General features: G+C 70.3%; 14 protein-coding genes and 2 pseudogenes. 6 read left to right on the top strand and 10 right to left on the bottom strand.

Going from position 1 to position 18,533, the window contains the following annotated elements; translation table 11 throughout:
* Nucleotides 1–13 precede the first annotated feature (13 nt).
* From IPN03_12005 to IPN03_11980, 6 genes are all read left to right on the top strand, one after another.
* On the top strand, nt 14–3,337 hold the full coding sequence (locus IPN03_12005; GenBank protein MBK9374423.1) for a PD40 domain-containing protein: 3,324 nt from the start codon (nt 14–16) through the stop codon (nt 3,335–3,337).
* Between the two features lie 38 nt (nt 3,338–3,375).
* Nucleotides 3,376–4,092 carry a hypothetical protein gene (locus IPN03_12000; protein MBK9374422.1) on the top strand — a complete coding sequence of 239 codons (717 nt, stop codon included), beginning with the start codon at nt 3,376–3,378 and terminating at the stop codon, nt 4,090–4,092.
* 98 nt (nt 4,093–4,190) lie between these two features.
* Entirely contained in the window at nt 4,191–5,384 is a 1,194-nt protein-coding gene (locus IPN03_11995) for an aminopeptidase (protein ID MBK9374421.1), read from the top strand.
* Nucleotides 5,385–5,442: 58 nt separating this feature from the next.
* Complete coding sequence (locus tag IPN03_11990; protein MBK9374420.1) at nt 5,443–5,853, top strand: hemerythrin family protein; 411 nt, start codon at nt 5,443–5,445, stop codon at nt 5,851–5,853.
* 132 nt (nt 5,854–5,985) lie between these two features.
* Nucleotides 5,986–6,846: an OmpA family protein gene (locus tag IPN03_11985; protein ID MBK9374419.1), complete on the top strand. Its 861-nt coding sequence runs from the start codon at nt 5,986–5,988 to the stop codon at nt 6,844–6,846.
* Between the two features lie 56 nt (nt 6,847–6,902).
* Nucleotides 6,903–7,727 carry an OmpA family protein gene (locus IPN03_11980; GenBank protein ID MBK9374418.1) on the top strand — a complete coding sequence of 275 codons (825 nt, stop codon included), beginning with the start codon at nt 6,903–6,905 and terminating at the stop codon, nt 7,725–7,727.
* Between the two features lie 6 nt (nt 7,728–7,733).
* On the opposite strand, the gene IPN03_11975 is transcribed toward IPN03_11980, so the two are convergent.
* From IPN03_11975 to IPN03_11930, 10 genes and pseudogenes are all read right to left on the bottom strand, one after another.
* Nucleotides 7,734–8,969 (bottom strand): VWA domain-containing protein, encoded by a 1,236-nt coding sequence (locus IPN03_11975; protein MBK9374417.1) that lies wholly within the window; start codon nt 8,967–8,969, stop codon nt 7,734–7,736.
* Nucleotides 8,970–9,028: 59 nt separating this feature from the next.
* Nucleotides 9,029–10,672, bottom strand: a complete 1,644-nt coding sequence (locus IPN03_11970; GenBank protein ID MBK9374416.1) for a VWA domain-containing protein — start codon at nt 10,670–10,672, stop codon at nt 9,029–9,031.
* Between the two features lie 160 nt (nt 10,673–10,832).
* A pseudogene (locus IPN03_11965) lies at nt 10,833–11,018 on the bottom strand (hypothetical protein).
* Nucleotides 11,009–11,314 carry a hypothetical protein gene (locus tag IPN03_11960; GenBank protein ID MBK9374415.1) on the bottom strand — a complete coding sequence of 102 codons (306 nt, stop codon included), beginning with the start codon at nt 11,312–11,314 and terminating at the stop codon, nt 11,009–11,011. The pseudogene IPN03_11965 and the gene IPN03_11960 overlap by 10 nt, the downstream one beginning before the upstream one ends.
* Nucleotides 11,315–11,491: 177 nt before the next feature.
* Nucleotides 11,492–12,949 carry a M48 family metalloprotease gene (locus tag IPN03_11955; GenBank protein ID MBK9374414.1) on the bottom strand — a complete coding sequence of 486 codons (1,458 nt, stop codon included), beginning with the start codon at nt 12,947–12,949 and terminating at the stop codon, nt 11,492–11,494.
* Nucleotides 12,950–13,425: 476 nt separating this feature from the next.
* The gene (locus IPN03_11950; protein ID MBK9374413.1) at nt 13,426–13,791 is read right to left on the bottom strand and encodes a BlaI/MecI/CopY family transcriptional regulator; all 366 of its coding nucleotides are present in this window, start codon (nt 13,789–13,791) and stop codon (nt 13,426–13,428) included.
* Between the two features lie 87 nt (nt 13,792–13,878).
* Complete coding sequence (locus IPN03_11945; GenBank protein MBK9374412.1) at nt 13,879–14,796, bottom strand: hypothetical protein; 918 nt, start codon at nt 14,794–14,796, stop codon at nt 13,879–13,881.
* Nucleotides 14,797–15,027: 231 nt separating this feature from the next.
* Nucleotides 15,028–16,278 (bottom strand): annotated as a pseudogene (locus IPN03_11940) (class II fumarate hydratase).
* A gap of 1,754 nt (nt 16,279–18,032) precedes the next feature.
* Complete coding sequence (locus IPN03_11935) at nt 18,033–18,290, bottom strand: hypothetical protein (protein MBK9374411.1); 258 nt, start codon at nt 18,288–18,290, stop codon at nt 18,033–18,035.
* Nucleotides 18,287–18,511: a hypothetical protein gene (locus IPN03_11930; protein MBK9374410.1), complete on the bottom strand. Its 225-nt coding sequence runs from the start codon at nt 18,509–18,511 to the stop codon at nt 18,287–18,289. Before IPN03_11930 ends, IPN03_11935 begins: the two co-directional genes overlap by 4 nt.
* Between the last annotated feature and the right edge of the window lie 22 nt (nt 18,512–18,533).

The following is an 18,533-nucleotide window of genomic DNA, read 5'->3' as shown; positions in this document are numbered from 1 at the left end:
GGAAAGGGATCGCATGCGCCTTCGCTCCTTCGCGCCCGCCGCACTCCTCGCGCTCCTCGCCCTCTCGCCCCGCGCCGGCGCGGCCACAACGGCCGCCCCGGCAGGACCGACGAAGATGCTCACGCAGCCGGCCCTCTCGGCCGACCGCGTCGCCTTCGTCTACGGGAACGACATCTGGACGAGCCGCGTCGACGGAACCGGAGTCGCGCGGATCACCTCCGGCCCGGGGGCGAAGACGAGCCCCGCCTTCAGCCCCGACGGATCGCTCCTCGCCTTCACGGGCGAGCTGGACGGCAACCTCGACGTCTTCGTCGCCCCCGCGACCGGCGGCGTGCCCAGGCGCCTCACGTGGCACCCGTCGCGCGACACGGTCCAGGGCTTCACGCCCGACGGCAAGGCCGTTCTCTTCGCCTCCCCGCGCGAGGCGTTCAACAACCGCCACGACCAGCTCTACACGGTGCCGGTGGAGGGAGGCCTCGAGACGAAGCTCCCGATCCCGCACGCCGCCCGGGCCGTCTACTCGCCCGACGGAAAGACGATCGCCTACACCCCGAACCGCCCCGCGCACCTCCAGTGGAAGCGCTACCGCGGCGGTACGGTGTCGCGGATCTGGCTCTACGACGTCGCGACCCACGCCGTCGTGAAGGTCCCGCAGCCCGAGGGGCGCTGCAATGACCTCACCCCCGCCTGGGTCGGAGAAACGCTCTACCTCACGTCCGACCGCGACGGAGAGTTCAACGTCTACGCCTTCGACGCAAAGGCGAAGTCTCTCGCGAAGGTCACGTCCCACGCAGATTTCCCCGTCCTCAACGCGGCCTCCGCCGCCGGGAAGATCGTCTACGAGCAGGCGGGGCTCCTGCACCTCCTCGACCCCGTTACGAGAAAGGCGTCGCCCCTACCGATCACCGTGAACGCCGACCTTCTCGAGACGCGCCCCCGCTGGGCGAAGGGGGCGAAGTGGGTCCGCGACGCGTCGCTCTCCCCCTCGGGCACCCGGGTCGCCCTCGAGTTCCGGGGCGAGATCGTGACGGTGCCGGCCGAGAAGGGCGACCCGCGGTACCTCACCGCGACACCGGGCGCGCACGAGCGCGGTCCGGCCTGGTCGCCCGACGGCAAGGAGATCGCTTACGTCTCCGACGAGAGCGGCGAGTACGAGCTCGTCGTCGCCCCGCAGGACGGCAAGGGGACGCCGAAGCGGATCAAGGTCCCCGGCTCCGGCTTCTACGACCGGCTCGCCTGGGCGCCCGATTCGAAGAAGATCGCCCTCACCGACAACTCCTGGACGCTCTGGGTCGTCGACCTCCCAACGGGCAAGACGGCGAAGGTCGCCTCGGAGCGGCTCTACGCCCCGCAGAAGACGCTGAAACCGAGCTGGTCGCCCGACTCCCGCTGGGTCGCCTACACGCTCGCGGGGCCGACTTACTTCCAGACGCTCCACGTCTACGACGTCGCCTCACAGAAGTCGTACCCGATGACGGACGGCCTCTCCGACGTCTCCGATCCGGTCTTCGACAAGGGCGGCAAGCTCATCTGGTTCCTCGCCTCCACCGACGCGGGCCCGGCCCGGAACTGGTTCTCGCTGAACAACCAGGACGTCCGCGTGACCCGCGCCATCTACGTCGCCACGCTGAAAGCGGGGACGCCGTCGCCCCTCGCGAAAGAGAGCGACGAGGAGAAGGGCCCCGACGCGAAGGACACCGCGAAGGACACGACGAAGGACGCAGACAAGAAGGACGACGCGAAGGCCGACGATGGAAAGGGGGGCAAGGACGCGAAGAAGCCCGACGCGAAGAAGGTCGACCCCGTCGTCATCGACCACGAGGGCCTCGCGAGCCGCATCGTCGACCTCCCCGTGCCGCCGGCCGAGATCTTCGGGCTCTCTTCCCCGAACGCGGGCGAGGTCTGGTTCCTGCGTCGTTCCGACGGAAAGACCGCCCTCCAGAAGTGGGACACGAAGAGCCGCAAGGCCGAGACGATCGCCCCCGAGGTCGACGACTACGAGGTCTCCTTCGACGGGAAGAAGCTCCTCTCCCGCGTCAAGGAAAGCTGGAGCGTCGGACCGGCCGGCAAGAAGGGCGACGCGAAGCCGGGCGACGGCGACGGGAAGCTGAAGCTCGACGCCGTCCAGGTGCGCGTCGACCCGCGCGCCGAGTGGCCGCAGATCCTCGACGAGGTCTGGCGGATCAACCGCGACTGGTTCTACGACCCCGGCATGCACGGGCGCGACTGGAAGGCGATGAAGGCCAAGTACGCGCCGTTCGTTCCCCACCTCTCGTCCCGCGCCGACCTGACCCGGCTCATCAACTGGATGTGCAGCGAGCTGGCCGTCGGCCACCACCGCACCGGCGGGGGCGACGCTCTCGCCGAAGCCACGCCGGTCCCCGGGGGCCTCCTCGGGGCCGACTACGAGGTCGCGAACGGCCGCTACCGCTTCAGGAAGGTCTTCGGAGGCCTGAACTGGAACCCCGAGCTGCGCGCCCCGCTCTCCGAGCCCGGCGTCGAGGTGAAGACGGGCGAGTACCTCCTCGCCGTGAACGGCAGGGACCTCGCGCCCCCCGAGAACCTCTACGCCCGCTTCGAGGCGACCGCCGGGAAGATCGTCGAGATCACCGTCGGCCCGACGCCCGACGGCAAGGGCTCGCGCACCGTGAACGTCGTCCCCGTCGCCGAAGAGTCGGCCCTCAGGAACCGCGACTGGGTCGAGGGGAACCTCGCGAAGGTCGAGAAGGCGACGGGCGGTCGCGTCGCGTACGTCTACGTGCCGAACACGGCCGGCCTCGGCCACACCTACTTCAAGCGCTACTTCTACCCGCAGGCGTGGAAGGACGCGATCATCGTCGACGAGCGGTTCAACGGCGGCGGCAGCGTCGCCGACTACTACATCGAGGCTCTCCGGCGCGAGCCGATCGCCTGGTGGACGTTCCGCTACGGCGAGGACATGAAGACGCCGAGCGCCTCGATCCAGGGGCCGAAGGTGATGCTCATCGACGAGACGGCCGGCTCGGGGGGCGACCTCCTGCCGTGGATGTTCCGGAAGTTCAAGGTCGGGACGCTCGTCGGCCAGAGGACCTGGGGCGGCCTCGTCGGCATTCTCGGCTTCCCGGTCCTGATGGACGGGGCGAACGTCACCGCGCCGAACCTCGCGTTCTGGGCGCCCGAGGAGGGCTTCGGTGTCGAGAACGTCGGCGTCCCGCCCGACGTCGAGGTGGACCAGACCCCGGCCGAGGTGATCGCCGGAAGAGACCCGCAGCTCGAGAAGGCGATCGAGATCGTCCTCGAGCAGCTGAAGAAGAACCCGCCGGTCGCGCCGAAGCGGCCGCCGTTCCCGGTGCGATAGAAGAACCCGAGGCACGGCGCGTGCGTACTCTCCGTCGCATGCGCCGTGCCGTCCTCCTTACCGGACTCCTCCTCCTCGCCCCCCTTCCCCTCCGTGCCGACGCCCTCGCCGACGTGCGGGCCGGCCTCGACCGCGTCTTCCCCTCCGCGTCCGTCCGGGTGCGCGTGGAGATCTCCCGAACCGAGACCGAGAAGGAGAAGCCGAAGGGGCCCGTGAAGAAGGGGGAGGCCGTGGTCGAGCACGGCCCGTCCGGCCTTTCCGTCCACCTCGAGCCGGAATGGCTCCCGAAGGCCGGAACGAAGGCGGAACAGAAGAAGCAGGAGGAGGCGACCGTCCGCCTCGACCCGGGACAGGCTCTGAAGCTCGTCGATCCGGGAGCTCAGATCCGCCAGCTTCTCGACGGCGCCACCCTCGTCTCCGATCGGCCCGAGCCGTTCGAGGGGCGCTCGGTGCGGACCGTCGTCCTCCATCCCGCCCCGGACATCGACGAGGAGGACCGGAAGTCCGTGAAGCGCTACGAAGACACCGTCACCCTCCGTCTCGACGCCGACGGCGTCCCGGTCACCCTCGCCCGGACGCTCGACATCAAGGTCTCCAAGATGCTCATCTCCTTCACCGTCTCGCACCGGGAGAGCCGCAGGTTCGTCAGGCACGCCGGGAGGCTCGTGACCGTCTCGGCAACGGAGGAGAGCCAGGGCTCGGGGCTCGGGCAGAGCGGCGGCTCGACGATGCGCTGGACGGTCACTCCCCTCTGAATCCCGGGACCGGGGGCCGGCCCTTCGGTATCCTCCCCCTCCCGGCCCCGGGGAAGTACGCCGGGGGGCCGCCGTTTCCGATACGACAGGAGGGACACGTGAAAGAGCCGCAGATCGACCCCGACCACCTGGATCTCTGGGCCCGCCTCCTCGTCACCCACTCGATCGGCGGAGTCACGCCCCAGGACCGGGTGATGATCAAGGGCGAGCGGATCGCCTGGCCGCTGATGGAGCGGATCGAGCGCGAGGTGATCGCCGCCGGTGGCATCCCCGACGTCTGCCTCGTCCCCCCGAACAACGAGCGGGGAAAGGTCTGGTCGGCGGCCATGGGCCGCGGGGGAAGCGAGGAGCAGCTCGCCCGCGTCCCCGACTGGCACCGCGACCGCTACGCCTCGATGACGAAGTACATCGAGGTCCTGGGGGCCGAGTCGCCCGCGAGCTATGCGGGGCTCGCCCGCGAGGCGTCGGCGGCGCTCGCGCGCGCCGACCGTCCCTTCGCCGACCTGAGGCTGGCGAAGCGGTGGGTCATCACGCTCTACCCCACGCCGGCCTACGCGGAGATGGAGGGAATCCCGCTCGACGAGTACGTCCGATTCGTCGTCGACGCCTCGACGATCGACCCGCGCCCGCTCCTGGCGGCCGAGGAGCGGCTCGAGCCGCTCTTCGCCGAGGGGAAGCGGATGGAGGTCGTCACGTGGCACCCGGGCGAGGGTCGCGAGCTCGTCCTGACGATGAGCCTCGCGGAGTCGATCCCGATCCTGTCGCACGGCCTCAGGAACGTGCCCGACGGGGAGATCTTCACGAGCCCCGACGCCAGCTCCGTCGAGGGAGAGATCTACCTCGACCTCCCCGTCCTCAACGGCGGGGTCGACATCTCGGGAATGCACCTCGTCTTCGAGGGCGGCAGGATCGTGAAGTTCTCGGCGCGCGAGGGAGAGGCGCAGCTGGCGGCCATCGTCGGGACCGACGACGGCGCCCGCCGCCTCGGCGAGGTCGCGCTCGGCATGAATCCCGGCCTCACGCGCGCGCTGAAGCACCCGCTCTTCGTCGAGAAGGTGGGCGGCACGCTCCACGTCGCGATCGGCGCGAGCTACGAGGGCGGCTTCGAGCGCGACCCGAAGGCCCCCGACGCGCGGGCGCGCCTCGAGGAGCTGGCCGCGCGGGGAATCCTGAACCGCTCCGCGCAGCACGTCGACATCGTCTGCGACTTCCGGGCAGGGGGCTGCGGCCTCCGCGTCTCGATCGACGGACGTCCGATCGTCGTCCAGGGTGGCATCTGGGTCCCGGGCTGATGGTTCACCGGGAGCCCGGCGCGGGTTATCTTCCACGCGCAGCGAGGAGCACCGAGAGATGACGGCAGCAGAAGGACGCAACACCCTGATCACGGGGAACCGGGAGATGGACGAGGAGCACGCCCTCCAGCTCCAGCTGCTGCGGGAGCTGATGCAGAACCTCGAGTCCGGCGACGGCCCCGCCGCCCTCGAGGTCTTCGAGCGCCTCGACCAGTTCACGAACGCGCACTTCCTGGCGGAGGAGCTCCTGATGAGGCTCCACTCCTACCCGCAGTTCGCGGCCCACGCCGCCGAGCACGCGCAGTTCGTCGAGGAGCTGAAGGCCCTCCACGAGCGCCTCGGCGGGAGCGAGGCCGGCGCGGTCCGGGACGACGCGGACGCCTTCTCGCGGCGCCTCCTCGCCCACATCGCCACGGCCGACCACGCCCTCGGGGCGTTCGAGCGATCGGGAGCGACGACGACCGGCTGACGCCGGCTTCCCGGCCCTCTGCCGAGCGCCGCGGCCGAGCCCGGCCTCGCCGGACCCTCCCGCCCGGCCGCGCGCCTATAATTCCCGATTGCCAATTCGGACCGTGCCCTCGGTCCCTTACGGAGGCTGCAAATGACGTCGTCGCGCGTCCTGTCCTGCGCCGTCCTCCTCGTCGTGGCGTCCACGTCGCTCGCCGGCGGGATGACGGACTACAAGGGCTACACGGATCCCGCCCTCTTCACCCGGATGCCGGGCGCCTTCCTCTCGGGAGCCGGCGCCTTCAAGGAGTCGGCGTTCGACGTGTACGAGTTCCCGGTGAAGAGCGGTACGAAGGTCGAGAAGGTGCGGGTCGAAGGACGCAAGGCCGTCTACACGTACTCGTTCGACCGGGCCGCGGGACCGGTGCCGAGCGGCCTGCAGGTGAAGCGGAACTACCAGGCCGCGGCGAAGCAGGTCGGCGGCGAGATCCTCCACGACTCCGACGCCGCCTACATGAACACGACGCTCCGCATCTCGAAGGACGGGCGGGAGACGTGGGTGGAGGTCCTCACCCGCGCCGCCACCTACTACGTGACGATCGTCGAGCGGCAGGAGATGAAGCAGGACGTCGTCGCGAACGCCGACGCCCTGAAGGGGAGCCTCGCCCGGACGGGGCACGTGGAGGTCCCCGGCATCTTCTTCGACTTCGGCAAGGCCGACGTGAAGCCCGAGTCGGAGCCGGCCCTGCGCGAGGTCGCCAAGCTCATCCAGGCCAGTCCCGGCCTCAGGCTCTGGGTCGTCGGCCACACCGACTCCGTCGGATCCGCCGAGAGCAACGTCGCCCTCGCCTCCGGCCGGGCCTCCTCGGTCGCCGCCTGGCTCACGGGGAAGCTCTCGGTCGACGGGAAGCGCCTCGTCCCGCACGGCGTCGGCCCCTACGCCCCGGTCGCCTCGAACGCCACCGACGAGGGGCGGGCGAAGAACCGCCGGGTCGAGCTCGTCGAGATCCGGTAGGGCCCCGCGCCGGGGGCGGAGCCCCCGGACGAACCAATCCCCCGAAGGAGATCGAAATGCGTGCACGGAACCTCCTCCCGCTTCTCGTCATGGGCGCACTCCCGCTTCTCGGCGCCGAGCCCGACGCCGAGGGCTGCAAGGACCACCCGCTCTTCACGCGGATGGCCGGGTACCGGATCGCGAACTGCGAGACGAAGGAGTTCGACTCCTACGAGTTCCAGGCAGGGCCTGGGAAACCCGTGAAGGTCGAGGGGCGGCGCACCCAGATCGCCTACACGATCCAGGAAGGGGCCGCCACGCCGGGCCGCCCCCAGGTGCTGCGCAACTACGAGAACGCGGTCAAGGCGATCGGAGGAACGGTCCTCACCTCCGTGGACGACGCCGTCGTTTACCTGAAAGCGGCCCGCGACGGAAAGGAGTACTGGGTCGAGGTGAACGCCTACAGCCCCGAGTTCCCTGCGCTCGTCGTCGTCGAGAAGACGGCCATGAAGCAGGAGGTCGTCGCGAACGCCGATGTGTTCGCGAACGGGCTCCGGGCGACCGGCCACGTGGCGGTCTACGGGATCTACTTCGACACGAACAAGTCCGACGTGAAGCCCGAGTCGAAGCCGGCCCTCGCCGAGATCGCGAAACTCCTGAAGAAGGACCCCGGGCTGAAGCTGTACGTCGTCGGGCACACCGACTCCACCGGCCTCCTCGACGCGAACATGAAGCTGAGCCAGGCGCGCGGGGAGAGCGTCGTGCGGTCGCTCGTCGCCGAGCACGGCCTCGCCGCCGCCCGCCTGAAGGGCCTCGGGGTCGGGCCGGCCGCGCCCGTCGCCTCGAACGACACCGAGGAAGGGAAGGCGAAGAACCGTCGCGTGGAGCTCGTCAAGCAGTAGCGCGGGTCAGGGCGTCGTTCCGAACGCGATCTTCTTCCGCTTCGCCTGCTCCTTCAGCGTCCGCGCCACCTCGACGTCGAAGGCGCTCCCCTTCCCCTCGGCCGCCGCCTTCTTCATCTCGGTCTCGACGTAGGCCTGCCGCTTCTTCACGAGGTCGGCGACCTGCGCCTGGAGCTGTTTCCTCTTCGCTTCCTGCTGGGCGAGATACGCCTTCTGCTGCTCCGGTGTCTTGCCTTTCAGCTCGGCCGGAAGCTCGTCCTTCGAAAGGTCCGAGAGCTTCGCGCGCCCCTCGTTCAGGTCGTCGACGAGGTCCCCGCCTCCCTGCACGACCTTCGACGTCGCGGCGTTGTAGGCGAGCCGGTCGGCCGAGGCCGCGGCCGGGGCCGCCTCGGCGACGGCCTGCTTGGCCATCACCGCGCCGCGCTCCCGCTCGCTCCCGTAGGCGACGATCGTCGTCCCGATCTCGCGGTTCAGGCGCGAGAGCTCCTCGTCCATCGGCGTCGAGACCACCTGCATGTCGCCGGTCTGTCCGATCGCCACGAAGCTCCCCTCGGCGAGGCTCGCGATCTCCTTCCAGACGGGCGTCGTCGACGCCATGCCGCCGCACTGGACGGTGTTGACGATGAGGTCCTTCTTCACCGCAGCCTGGCAGGTCGCCTGGTACTTCACGTCGTCCTGGTAGTCCATGTGCGGGGGCGCGTCGCCGACGAGGAAGACGATCTTCAGCGCGTCGCGCCCGGGGCTCCAGCTCATCTGGTGCACGGCCTCGTGCAGGGCCTGGTTTACCGACTCGGGCGTGTCGCCGCCGCCTCCCGCCTGGAATCTCTGCAGGTGGCCGTAGATCGTGTCGATGTCGTCGGTCAGGTCGTAGCGCCTCGTGACGTACTCGTCCGTCCTGTCCCGGTAGCCGACGAGGCCGATCCTCAGGCGCGGCGTCGGCTTCGCCGAGATCATCTGGTTCGCGATCGACCAGATCTTCGCCTTCGCCCCTCGATGAGGCCGCCCATCGAGCCCGTCGTGTCGAGGACGAAGACGACGTCGATGCGGGGCCGTCCGTCCGCGGGCACCGACACCTTCGCCGGCGCCTTCGCGGGCTCCCTGGCTCGCTTTCGCGACGGGCTTCACGGCGGCCGGCGTCTTCGCCGGCGCCTTTGCCGTCTTCTCGACCGGTGTCTGCGCCTTCGCCCCCGCCGCGAGGAGGAAGACCACCGAAAGAGCCGCTGCTCCGAAGGACGTTCTCATCATCGTCTCCTTTCGCACCACGCTCGCCGGCCTCGTCGCCCCCGACCACTCCTGCCCGATCACTCGACCACCTCGACGATTTCGCCGCCCAGGACGACCTGGACGTTTCGTCCCAGGGCCAGCCACGCGGCGGCCTCCGGGTGCTTTCCGAGGAGGGCGTCGTACTCCTTCGACCCGAACTTCACCTGCCGCATGCGGGCGCCCTTCTGCGCCTGGACGTTCGCGTCGATCCACGCGATTCCGTTCTGGTAGAAGGTCCGGCCGTTCACGAAGCGCGACACCTGGGCGTTCACGAGCTGGCGGACCGGCTCGGCCGGGCCCGCCTCGACTCCTCCCGCGAGTCCCCCCTCGACCCGGAGGGCTTCTTCGTTCGAGGCGGAGGGGGCCGCCGCGTTCTGCGCCCGCTTCAGCGAATCGAGCGCCTGCGCGCCACCGACCGCGCCAGCGCCGCTCTTCGTTTCCCTGACGCCCTTGTACATCTCGCCCGCCGCCATCCTCGCCCGGCCGTCGCCCGCCGGCGACTGGATCGTTCGCTGACTCACCGGGACGCTGCGCCGCGACTCGTCCTCCAGGACGAGGAACGCGGTGTAGGGCGTGACGATGCCGTACCGGCGGGCCAGGTCGGTCACCTCTTCGCGCAGCTCGCCGCTCTCTCCGTGGAGCCGGATCTGGTCGAGAAGGAAGCCGATCCGCCGCGTCGCCCAGAGACGCGGGATGAAGGTGTGCCCGGTGGCGCGGGCCGGGAAGGAGGCCTCCCACGTGTAGCTCCTCGCCGCGCCGTTCACCGTGCCCTGAAGCGTGATCGCGGCGTCGCCCGTCCCGCTGTAGCGGCCGAGGACGACGACCTGCTCTCCCCTGAAGAGGTCGGGGAGCTGCGGCGGTGCGAGCTTCGTCACCCGGACCGCCCCCTGGAAGCGCAGCTTCGGGCTCGCGAGGACCGGCTGGCTGATCTTCGCGTAGAAGGCCGAGAGGGCCAGCTCCAGGTCCTCCTCCGGCAGGACGTACCGGCTCGCTGCCCGCGTCGCCTCGGAGAGCCGGTCGAGGAGGTGCGTGTTCACGTCGGTGCCGATGCCGACGGAGAAGACGCGGACCACCCGCTCCCCCATCGCCCGTGTGGCTTTCGAGACGATCTCGTCGTCGTTCGTCGAACCGACGGTCGGCTTGCCGTCGGTCAGGAAGACGACGGTGTAGGGACGGTCCTTCTGCCCCTGGGCCTTCAGCGGCTCGAGGGCCGCCAGGAGCGCGTCCTCGATGGCCGTGCCGCCGATCGGCTTCAGCGCCGCGACAAAGCTCTCTGCGCGCTCCACGTTCGCCTCGGACGGTGAGACGAGCTTTCCGAACAGCGGCTCGGTCTCGGTCGAGAAGCGGACCACCTCGAACCGGTCGCCCTCGTTCAGGTTCCTCAGGCAGAAAGCGAGCGCCTTCTTCGCCTGCACGAGCTTCTTCCCCTCGGCCATCGAGCCCGACGTGTCGAGGACGAAGACGACGTCCTTCCTCACGACCTTCTCGGCAGCCATCTCGTGCGACGGCGAGAGGACGAGAAGGAAGCTCCCTTCCGCCTCTCCAGGCTCCCGGTAGGTCATCACGCTGATGCCGACGTCCGAACCGGTCGCGGGTGCGACGAAGAGCTGGAAGTCGGTGTCGGGCCGGACCTCCTTCGCCTCGAAGCCGACGACCGCCCTCTTCGGGCCGTGCCGCTTCACCTCGACCTCGTGGCTGGGCGAGTAGATCGTCCGGATTCCCTCCGGGCAGCTCGACCTCGACCCTGACCGAGACGCTCCTGAGCGGCCGGGCCGAGAACTTCTCCGTGTTGAGCGGGTAGAGGTAGCGCAGGAGCCCGCCCTCCTGCGGCAGGATCTCCGTGTACTTCAGCTTCACGCGCTTCTCGCTGCGCGGCTCGATCGGGAAGATCCGCACCTTGAAGAGCCCCTGCCCGAGATACTCGAGGAGCGCCGGGTCGCGCATGCTCCTGACGATCTCCTCGTAGATCCCGCGCGCCTTCGCGGCATCCAGGAGCTCGGCGTCCGTCATTTTCCCGTTCACGTCCATCGAGAACTTGTCGATCTGCGCCCCTTCGGGATCGGGAAAAGGTACGTTCCCTCGAGCCGCCTCCCGCTGGGGTTGTAGAAGACCTGGTCGACCTCGGTCACCTCCACCCGCCCCGTCACCTTCGCGGTGACGTGGTGGTAGCGGACTTCGAGAGGCGTGAAGGCCGGGGGACCTCCCGTCACCGGCCGAACTCCGGGCGGGAAGTCCCGAATGACGATAAGGCCGTCAGCCGACGCGGCGAGGGCGAGACCGAGCGAGACGAGGACGGGCAGGAGGGTCGGGACGAACCGTCGCATTCGGGGCCTCCTCGGCGTCGCGGGCGACTTCATACGCCCCTATAGACCCCCCTGCCGCCTCCGGGTTCCCCGGCGTGCGATCCGTCACACCGGGTCTGCCCATCCGGCACGTCCGCGCCGTCGCCGGAGGCGCTGCTGGATTCGTGCCAGCCGGTCGAAGGCTCGTCCCGCCCTACCCTACCGCGCCGCGGGGCGTGGAGTCTCCTTCGCGGCCTGCGACCCGCGCAACGCCGAGAGCGCCGACTCCAGCCGCGCGAGCTCGCGCTGCATCGCCGCCTTCTCGGCTCCCGCTTCCGGAAGCTCGCCGCGCAGCTCCTCGACCTGCTCGGCGAGCGACCGCTCGAGGTCGTCCGTCGCGCCGCGGAGCGCGTGGACGCGCGCCTCGGCCTCGAGCGCCCGCGCCTCGCGCTCGAGCTTCTCGGACTCCGCTTCGAGGACTTGCTGCTGCTTCTCGAGCTCCGCCTCCGCGCGCGCGGCATCGCGAGCCCGCGCCTCGGCGTCCTTCTCCGCTCCGCCGGCCTCCGCCGCGCGCTCCGACTCGTCCTCGACCTTCAGCTGACGGAGGTGAAGGTCGAGCCGTCGCCTCTCGAGGTCCGCCTGGCGCACCCGGAGCGCGCCGCGCTTCTCGGCCCGCGCCACTCCGGCCGCGTCTCCTTCGGCGCGCAGGCGCGCGACCTCGCCGGCCTCTTCCTGCCGGGCGGCCCGGACCTCGAGCTCGAGGGCGCGCCGCTCGAGGTCGAGCTGGGAGAGGTGGAGCTGACGCCGCTGCGCCTCGAGCGCGTGCCGCTCCTTCTCGAGCGCCGGGTCGAGCTCGTCCCCGGACCCGGCGAGCATCGGCCTTGCGTCGGGGGCCGGCGCGGGGAACCCGGCTATGCGCGGCGCCGCCAGCGGCGCCTCGTGCGGCGCGGCCGGCGGCGGAGCCAGGGCCGGCGACGCCGCCGGCGGCCGCGGGGCAGCGGCGGCCGGGCGCGCGGGCGGAGCGGCCGGCTCCCGGGGCGCAAGCGCGGGCGCAGGCGTGACCTCGTCCGGAAGCGCGACCACCGCCGCGGCCTCCGCGGATCCCGGCGGGGCGACGGTCGGGAAGAACGCGAGCGCGCCGACGGCGAGACAGCCGAGGGCAAGCCGGATCGGGCGGGAGAGCCGGGGTCGCGGTGACGTCATGAGGATCTCCTTCAGCCGGGCTTCGAGGTCTTCGATCGGGCCGGCCCCCGAAGCGGCGGCCGGGACCGCCACCGGGGAGTCGGCGATGAACGTCAGGCTCTTCAGGATGCCGCTCGCATAGGCCTGCGCCGAGTCCGGCAGGGCCCTGAGGACCCACTCGTCGCAGCAGCGCTCCTCGGCGCGGCGGAGCTCGCGCCGGCTCCACCAGGCGACCGGGTACCACCAGAAGAGGGCCGTCGCGCCGATCTCCAGGAACCGGACCCAGTGGTCCCGGCGCTTCACGTGCGCGAGCTCGTGGGCGAGCAGCGCGTCGAGCTCGTCGCCGTCGAGCTCCGGGAGGAGGTCGCGCGGCAGGAGCAGCTTCGGGCGCGGGGAGGCCGGCCAGAGCATCGGCGGGACGCGCGCCGGGAGCAGGTAGAGCGCGGGGGCGCGGCGGATGCCGAGCGCGGCGCTGATCTCGGAGGCGCGCGTCACGAGCCTGGCGGAGCCGGCTCCGCCGCCTGGGCGAGGCGCCGAAACCGGAAGAATCGCAGCGCCGCGAGCGTGGCGACGGCGATCGCGCCGAGCCCGACGAGCGCCGGCAGGGCAAGTCGCCACGGCAGCGGCGCGCTCCGCCGCGTCGGGATCGGGCGGGCGTCGACAGGGAAAGGGGATCGGCTCCGCGCTCCGAACCGCATGCGTCCGGTTGGCCTCGGGGAGCGGCGAGCGCCGGTCCGAGGACGCCAGCGGGGATGGAGGGCGTCCGCGTCGCTTCCCGGGCGGCACCGCCCGCGGGAAGGAGCGGCAGCTCGACGAGAGGCGGGGTCACGAGCTTCAGGAGCGCGAGGAGATAAAGCCCGTGCACGACCGCCTGCCGCTTCGTCAGGCGCGAGACGACCCAGGCGGCGAGGGCGAGGAGGCCCGCGAGGACCGCGTTCGTCAGGAGAAGGCGGAGAGCCTCGTCCACGGCGTCACCTCCCCTTGCCGAGCGCGTCCACGAGGCGCCGCAGGTCGCGGAGCTCCTCGGCGGAGAGGCGCGCTCCGCTCACGAGGTGCGTGAGGAGCGGCGTGAACGAGCCGTCGCAGAGGCAGTCCGCAGTCTCCTGCAGCCGGAGCGCGACGAGGTCCTCGCGGCCGAGGCGGGCGGCGTAGACGTTCTGGCGTCCCTCCGAGCGGTGCGAGACGTGCCCCTTGTCCTCCAGGCGCTCGAGCAGCTTCTGGACGGTGGCGTACTCGGAGGCGCCGCCGTGCGGGTAGACCCGGTCCGCGAGGGCACGGATCGTCGCCTGGTCGAGCTCCCAGAGCGCACGCAGCACCTCGAGCTCCGCATCGGTCACGTCCCGGGGGTTCGCGCCATCGGCCCCTCCTGTCGTCCCGCCTTCTCAGACGTTACGTCTGAGAAGATGAGACATCCGTCTGAGTTGTCAAGGGATAAGAGAATACGCCGTCAGTCGCCCGTGGCGTCCTCTGCCTCCGACCAGCCCACCCGCGGAAAAGGGCACCTCCCGGTCCGCCTCACCTCCACGATGCGGCCCGTCCTGGGAAGACTCGAGAGGGCACGACGGAACGGCAAAGAAGCGGCCGAGCGCGTCCTGGAACGGGGCGCCCGCGATCCTCACCGTCCGCACGTGCCGCGCTCGCGTCGGGAGGCAGCCCGCCGGGCCGACCCTCGATGCGACGTCGCCGGGCCTCGGCGCCCGGTCGAGGCCGAGGCCGTTCAGGAGGAGTCCTGCGAGGCCATCGAGGAGCTCGTCGGCAACCGCCTCCGCCACGCCGTCGAAGCTCCGGAGCGGGTGGCCGATCTTCTCCGCGTCCCGGCGGAGCGAGGCGAAGAGTGCCCCCAGGGCAGCCGCTGCCGCGCCCCGCGCCGCCTCTCCGAGACCGGCGGGGAGCGGGACGACGACCTCCCCGCCGTCGCCCGCCGGCACCGCCGCCGGCTCGGCACGCGCGCGCCACCAGCCGAACAGCTCCACGCGGCCGTCGAGGAGGTCCGGAGGGAACGGGGGGAGCTCGGTGGCCAGGCGCAGGGCGAGGGCGAGGAGCGCGCGCCGCGAACGGGCGAAGACCTCGACGTAGACGAGGACGTCGCGAGGGTCGGGCCTCCCTTCGAGGTGGGAGAGCGCGTCGAGGAGCGACGCGCCCGGCCCGGCGAGGGCGCCCTGCAGCGGCCCCGTGAGGACGCCGTCCATCGGGTCGTCGAGGGCGCGCCGCGCGTCGGGACCGAGGGCGAAGAGAAGCTCCGGGAGGGAACCGACCCGATCGCCCCCGGCCGCGCGCAGCTCGTCGGCGAGCGCGCCGACGTCGGCCGGAGAGAGCTTCCCGAGGAGGACGTACCCGGCCAAGGCGAGCCGGAGCCAGGGCCCGAGGCCGGCGCCCTCGAGGCAAACGGTCTCCCGCGAAGGGCCGAGGGCCCGGCCGGCCGAGTCCCATAGGGAACGCTCGAAAGCGAGGTCGACACGAACACCGCTCTCGTCGACGAGGCGCCACGGGTGCGGCCCCCTTCGTCCGGCGCGCCGGGCCTTCGGGCACGCGTTCGGCCGTCGGCGTCGAGTCGGGTTCCGTCACGGGCCCGTTCAGCTCCCTTCGTCCGCCTTCCCCACCATCTTCTCGGGCCTCACCCACGCGTCGAACTCCTCCCCGGTGACGAGGCCGAGCGCGAGGGCGCTCTCGCGGAGGGACAGCCCATTCGCGTGGGCGTGCTTCGCGATCCGCGCGGCCGCGTCGTAGCCGATGTGCGGGTTCAGCGCCGTCACCAGCATCAGGGAGTTGGCGAGATGGCCCGCGATCCGCTCGCGGTTCGGTTCGATCCCCTCGGCGCAGTGGACGCGGAAGCTTCGGCAGCCGTCGGCGAGGAGGCGCACGCTCTGGAGGACGTCGTGGATGATCAGGGGCTTGGCGACGTTCAGCTCGAGGACGCCGCTCATGCCGCCGAGGTTGATCGCCACGTCGTTTCCCATCACCTGTGCGCAGAGCATCGTCATCGCCTCGCACTGGGTCGGGTTGACCTTCCCCGGCATGATCGAGCTGCCCGGCTCGTTCTCGGGGATCGTGATCTCCCCGATGCCGCATCGAGGGCCGCTCGCGAGCCATCGGACGTCGTTCGCGATCTTGTAGAGGGACACTGAAAGTGTCTTGAGGGCCCCGTGAGCCGAGACCAGCGCGTCGTGCGCCGCGAGCGCCTCGAACTTGTTGGGCGCCGACGAACGGGAGCCCGGTCAGCTCCCGAGATCTCCTGCCCGAGCGTCAGGGGGGTCGCATCCTGCAGGTGGGTCCGGCCGATCTTCACGATTCCCGCGAACTCCGCCGCCTTGCGCCGGAACGTGTCGCGTAGCGCGGCCACCTCGGGGAGGAGCGCTTCCCGCAGCGCCGTCGCCGTCGCCACGTGCATCGCCGTGGGAAGACGTCGTTTGACGACTGCCCCCGGTTCACGTCGTCGTTCGGGTGGACGAGACGCGTTCGCCGCGCTCCCCGCCGAGGAGCTCGCTCGCCCTGTTCGCGAGGACCTCGTTGACGTTCATGTTCGTCTGGGTCCCGCTCCCCGTCTGCCAGACGACGAGCGGGAACTCCTCGTCGTGCCGGCCGGCGAGGACCTCGTCCGCCGCCGCGACGATGGCCCGCGCCTTCGCCTCCGGCAGCAGGCCGAGCTCGAGGTTCACGAGCGCCGCCGCCTTCTTCACGAGGGCGAGGGCGTGGACGAGGGCGATTGGCATCCGCTCGCCAGATATCCGGAACATCTCGATGGAGCGCTGCGTCTGCGCGCCCCAGAGGCGTTCGACGGGGACCGCTATCGGTCCGAAGGAGTCGCGTTCGATCCGAGTGGCCATGGTCTTCACCCCCGGGGGCGCCATTCTGCCCCGGCCGGCCCGTTCGCCTCCCGAGCGTTCGATCGGAAAGGAGAGTCGGGGCTCCCGCGAGAGACGACTTCACGTCGCCCGTCCGCTGCAAGGAGCGGCATTGTGAAGTGGGGGGGCCTATCTTGGCCGACGACGCTGACAGTGTTGTTCTGGTTCGCGATCACATAGCCGATGGCGTAGCAGCGAGTCGAGCACGTTACGACCGCGCGCTGCGCGAAGTGATCCGTCGTCTCCGGAGAGTGCCTCGAGGCCCTCGAGCTCAGGAAGCGCGTAGATGTCGTTCAGCTGGAAGTACGTCCGGGCTCGGAACTTTCCTGTCGATTCGCGCTGTCGTCCCTGTCGCCTCCGTGACGACGATCGAGACGGTGGATTCCACCTCGTCGCCATTCACGACGACGAGATTCGTGCGGTAGTGGTTTCGGCGAGGATCCAGCATGAGGAGTTGCTGCGGCAGGCTGGGTGGAAGAACGACTTGTCGGCGTAGAGAATCGGGCCGACGCCGAAGGTTGCAGACGCCGAGCAGGACCGTCCCGGAGTAAACGTACTCACCTGCGTTCGGGGCAGATTGAGGGGGCCTTCCAGCCCAGGCGGGGTTGGAAACCGTGGTCGTCAGGATCCTCGAGGGACGAGCAGTCCTTCGTCTGTCTTCACAGATCGCCGCGCCGAACTCCGGTTCTCAATCACGGACATTTACTGAGGATTCTGCACGAAAAAGCCGTGTAGAGGCCGAAGCCGCCGGATATAACCGTTTCTCCCGGTAGAACGGCACCGCGTAGGGACCCGCCAGGGACCCGATCCAGCCGACGAATTCGAAAGGACTTTTGGCGACGAAGTAGTGCCGATCAGCCGAATCTCCGTTCCCCAGAGGAACTCGTAACTTCCACGCGCGAAGGCGACGACGTTCGGGATCAGGACCTCTCTCGCCGACACGGTGCGGGCAGATATCATGACAGGGCCATCGCCGCAGCCGCAACGCTGATTCTCATGAGCTTCTCCTTCTGTACTCTCCATGTCCCGTCGGCCAGATGGCGCCGCCGTCGTGGTTCTGCTCGACGGCGGCGGTGACGGCCCGGCTGATGCTGCGCTGAGGAGAGCGCCCAGGGGCCAGGCGCGCCCCAGCTTCGAGACGTCGGACCCGCCCAGCACCTGACCGACCACGAACACGATCATCGAAGAGGCGATCGCGAAGGACACCTCCGACGCGGCGGAGGTCCGGGACAGCTCGTCGGGCGGTGCCAGCTACGGCCGGAGCTGATTTGGAGCCCGGCGGTTTCCGGATTGTAGCCCAGGGGCGCCACCACGTCGATCCCGTCCTCGGTTCGGCGCGCCTCGGAGATAGGCGCCACCAGGATTCGCCGCGAGAGGCCCTTCAGCCCGTCGATCGCCCGAAGACCCGTGGAGGCGGCTGAGAGCCGCAGTGGTATCTCTGTGTGCGCTCCTATGCGGCGTCATTCTACGCCGCAATATGATGACAAGCCGGCAGGCGGCCCTTGAGTGCCCTTCGCCGGCGCGGCACAGCTCGTCGGCGAGCGCTTCCGATTTCCGCGATCAGAGCGCCAGCGTCTCGCCTCCGCCGCGAGCGTCGCCTTCAATAACTGACGACCTTCTCTTCGGCGCGACGCCTCGGCCTTCGCGCCGCGTGGAGACGTCGACGACCCTTCGCGAGGGCCTGCTGCCGATGATGATGCGGACCGGAAGCCGATCAGGTCGGCGTCCTTGAATCCTCACCCGGGGCGCTCGTCGCGGTCGTCCCAGAAGACCTCGACTCCGGCCGCCTTCAGCTCTTCGTAGAGCTGGATGCGTCCAGACGTCCTGTTCCGCTGCGCGAGACGGCGACTTCGAATGGCGCGTGGACGGGCCAGATGATCCTGTCGCCGTCGTGGTTCTGCTTCGATTTCCAGCGGCGGCACGGTCCGGCCGATGCCGAGACCGTAGCGCAGCCCATCGAGCGGGATCATCCTCCGCTGCGTCGGCGACCTCACTTCATCGCCTCGGAGCATTTCCGTCCCGAGCTTGAAGATGTGCCTGACCTGATGCCGCGCTTGATGCGCAGGATGCTCGTGCCGGGAAATGGCGACGGGTCGCCGTCGCGGGCCGTGGCGACTCGAGGACGCCTGCGACTCACGTCGCGCTGCACGGAGAAGTTCGAGTGGCGGAGGCTGTCGGCGTTCGCGCCGCACCAGACGTTGCGGGCGTTCGCCATGGTGCGGTCGACGCAGACGGGG

This window comes from Holophagales bacterium (assembly GCA_016719485.1).
Classification (GTDB): domain Bacteria; phylum Acidobacteriota; class Thermoanaerobaculia; order UBA5066; family UBA5066; genus UBA5066.
Note: the sequence above shows the minus strand (reverse complement) of the source record. Positions and strands in the feature narration are given on the sequence as shown.

Coding starts and splice junctions, on each gene's coding strand:
- IPN03_12005 (MBK9374423.1), top strand. CDS start 14: ATGCGCCTTCGCTCCTTCGCGCCCGCCGCACTCCTCGCGCTCCTCGCC.
- IPN03_12000 (MBK9374422.1), top strand. CDS start 3,376: ATGCGCCGTGCCGTCCTCCTTACCGGACTCCTCCTCCTCGCCCCCCTT.
- IPN03_11990 (MBK9374420.1), top strand. CDS start 5,443: ATGACGGCAGCAGAAGGACGCAACACCCTGATCACGGGGAACCGGGAG.
- IPN03_11985 (MBK9374419.1), top strand. CDS start 5,986: ATGACGTCGTCGCGCGTCCTGTCCTGCGCCGTCCTCCTCGTCGTGGCG.
- IPN03_11980 (MBK9374418.1), top strand. CDS start 6,903: ATGCGTGCACGGAACCTCCTCCCGCTTCTCGTCATGGGCGCACTCCCG.
- IPN03_11975 (MBK9374417.1), bottom strand. CDS start 8,969: ATGAGAACGTCCTTCGGAGCAGCGGCTCTTTCGGTGGTCTTCCTCCTC.
- IPN03_11960 (MBK9374415.1), bottom strand. CDS start 11,314: ATGCGACGGTTCGTCCCGACCCTCCTGCCCGTCCTCGTCTCGCTCGGT.
- IPN03_11930 (MBK9374410.1), bottom strand. CDS start 18,511: ATGGCGAACGCCCGCAACGTCTGGTGCGGCGCGAACGCCGACAGCCTC.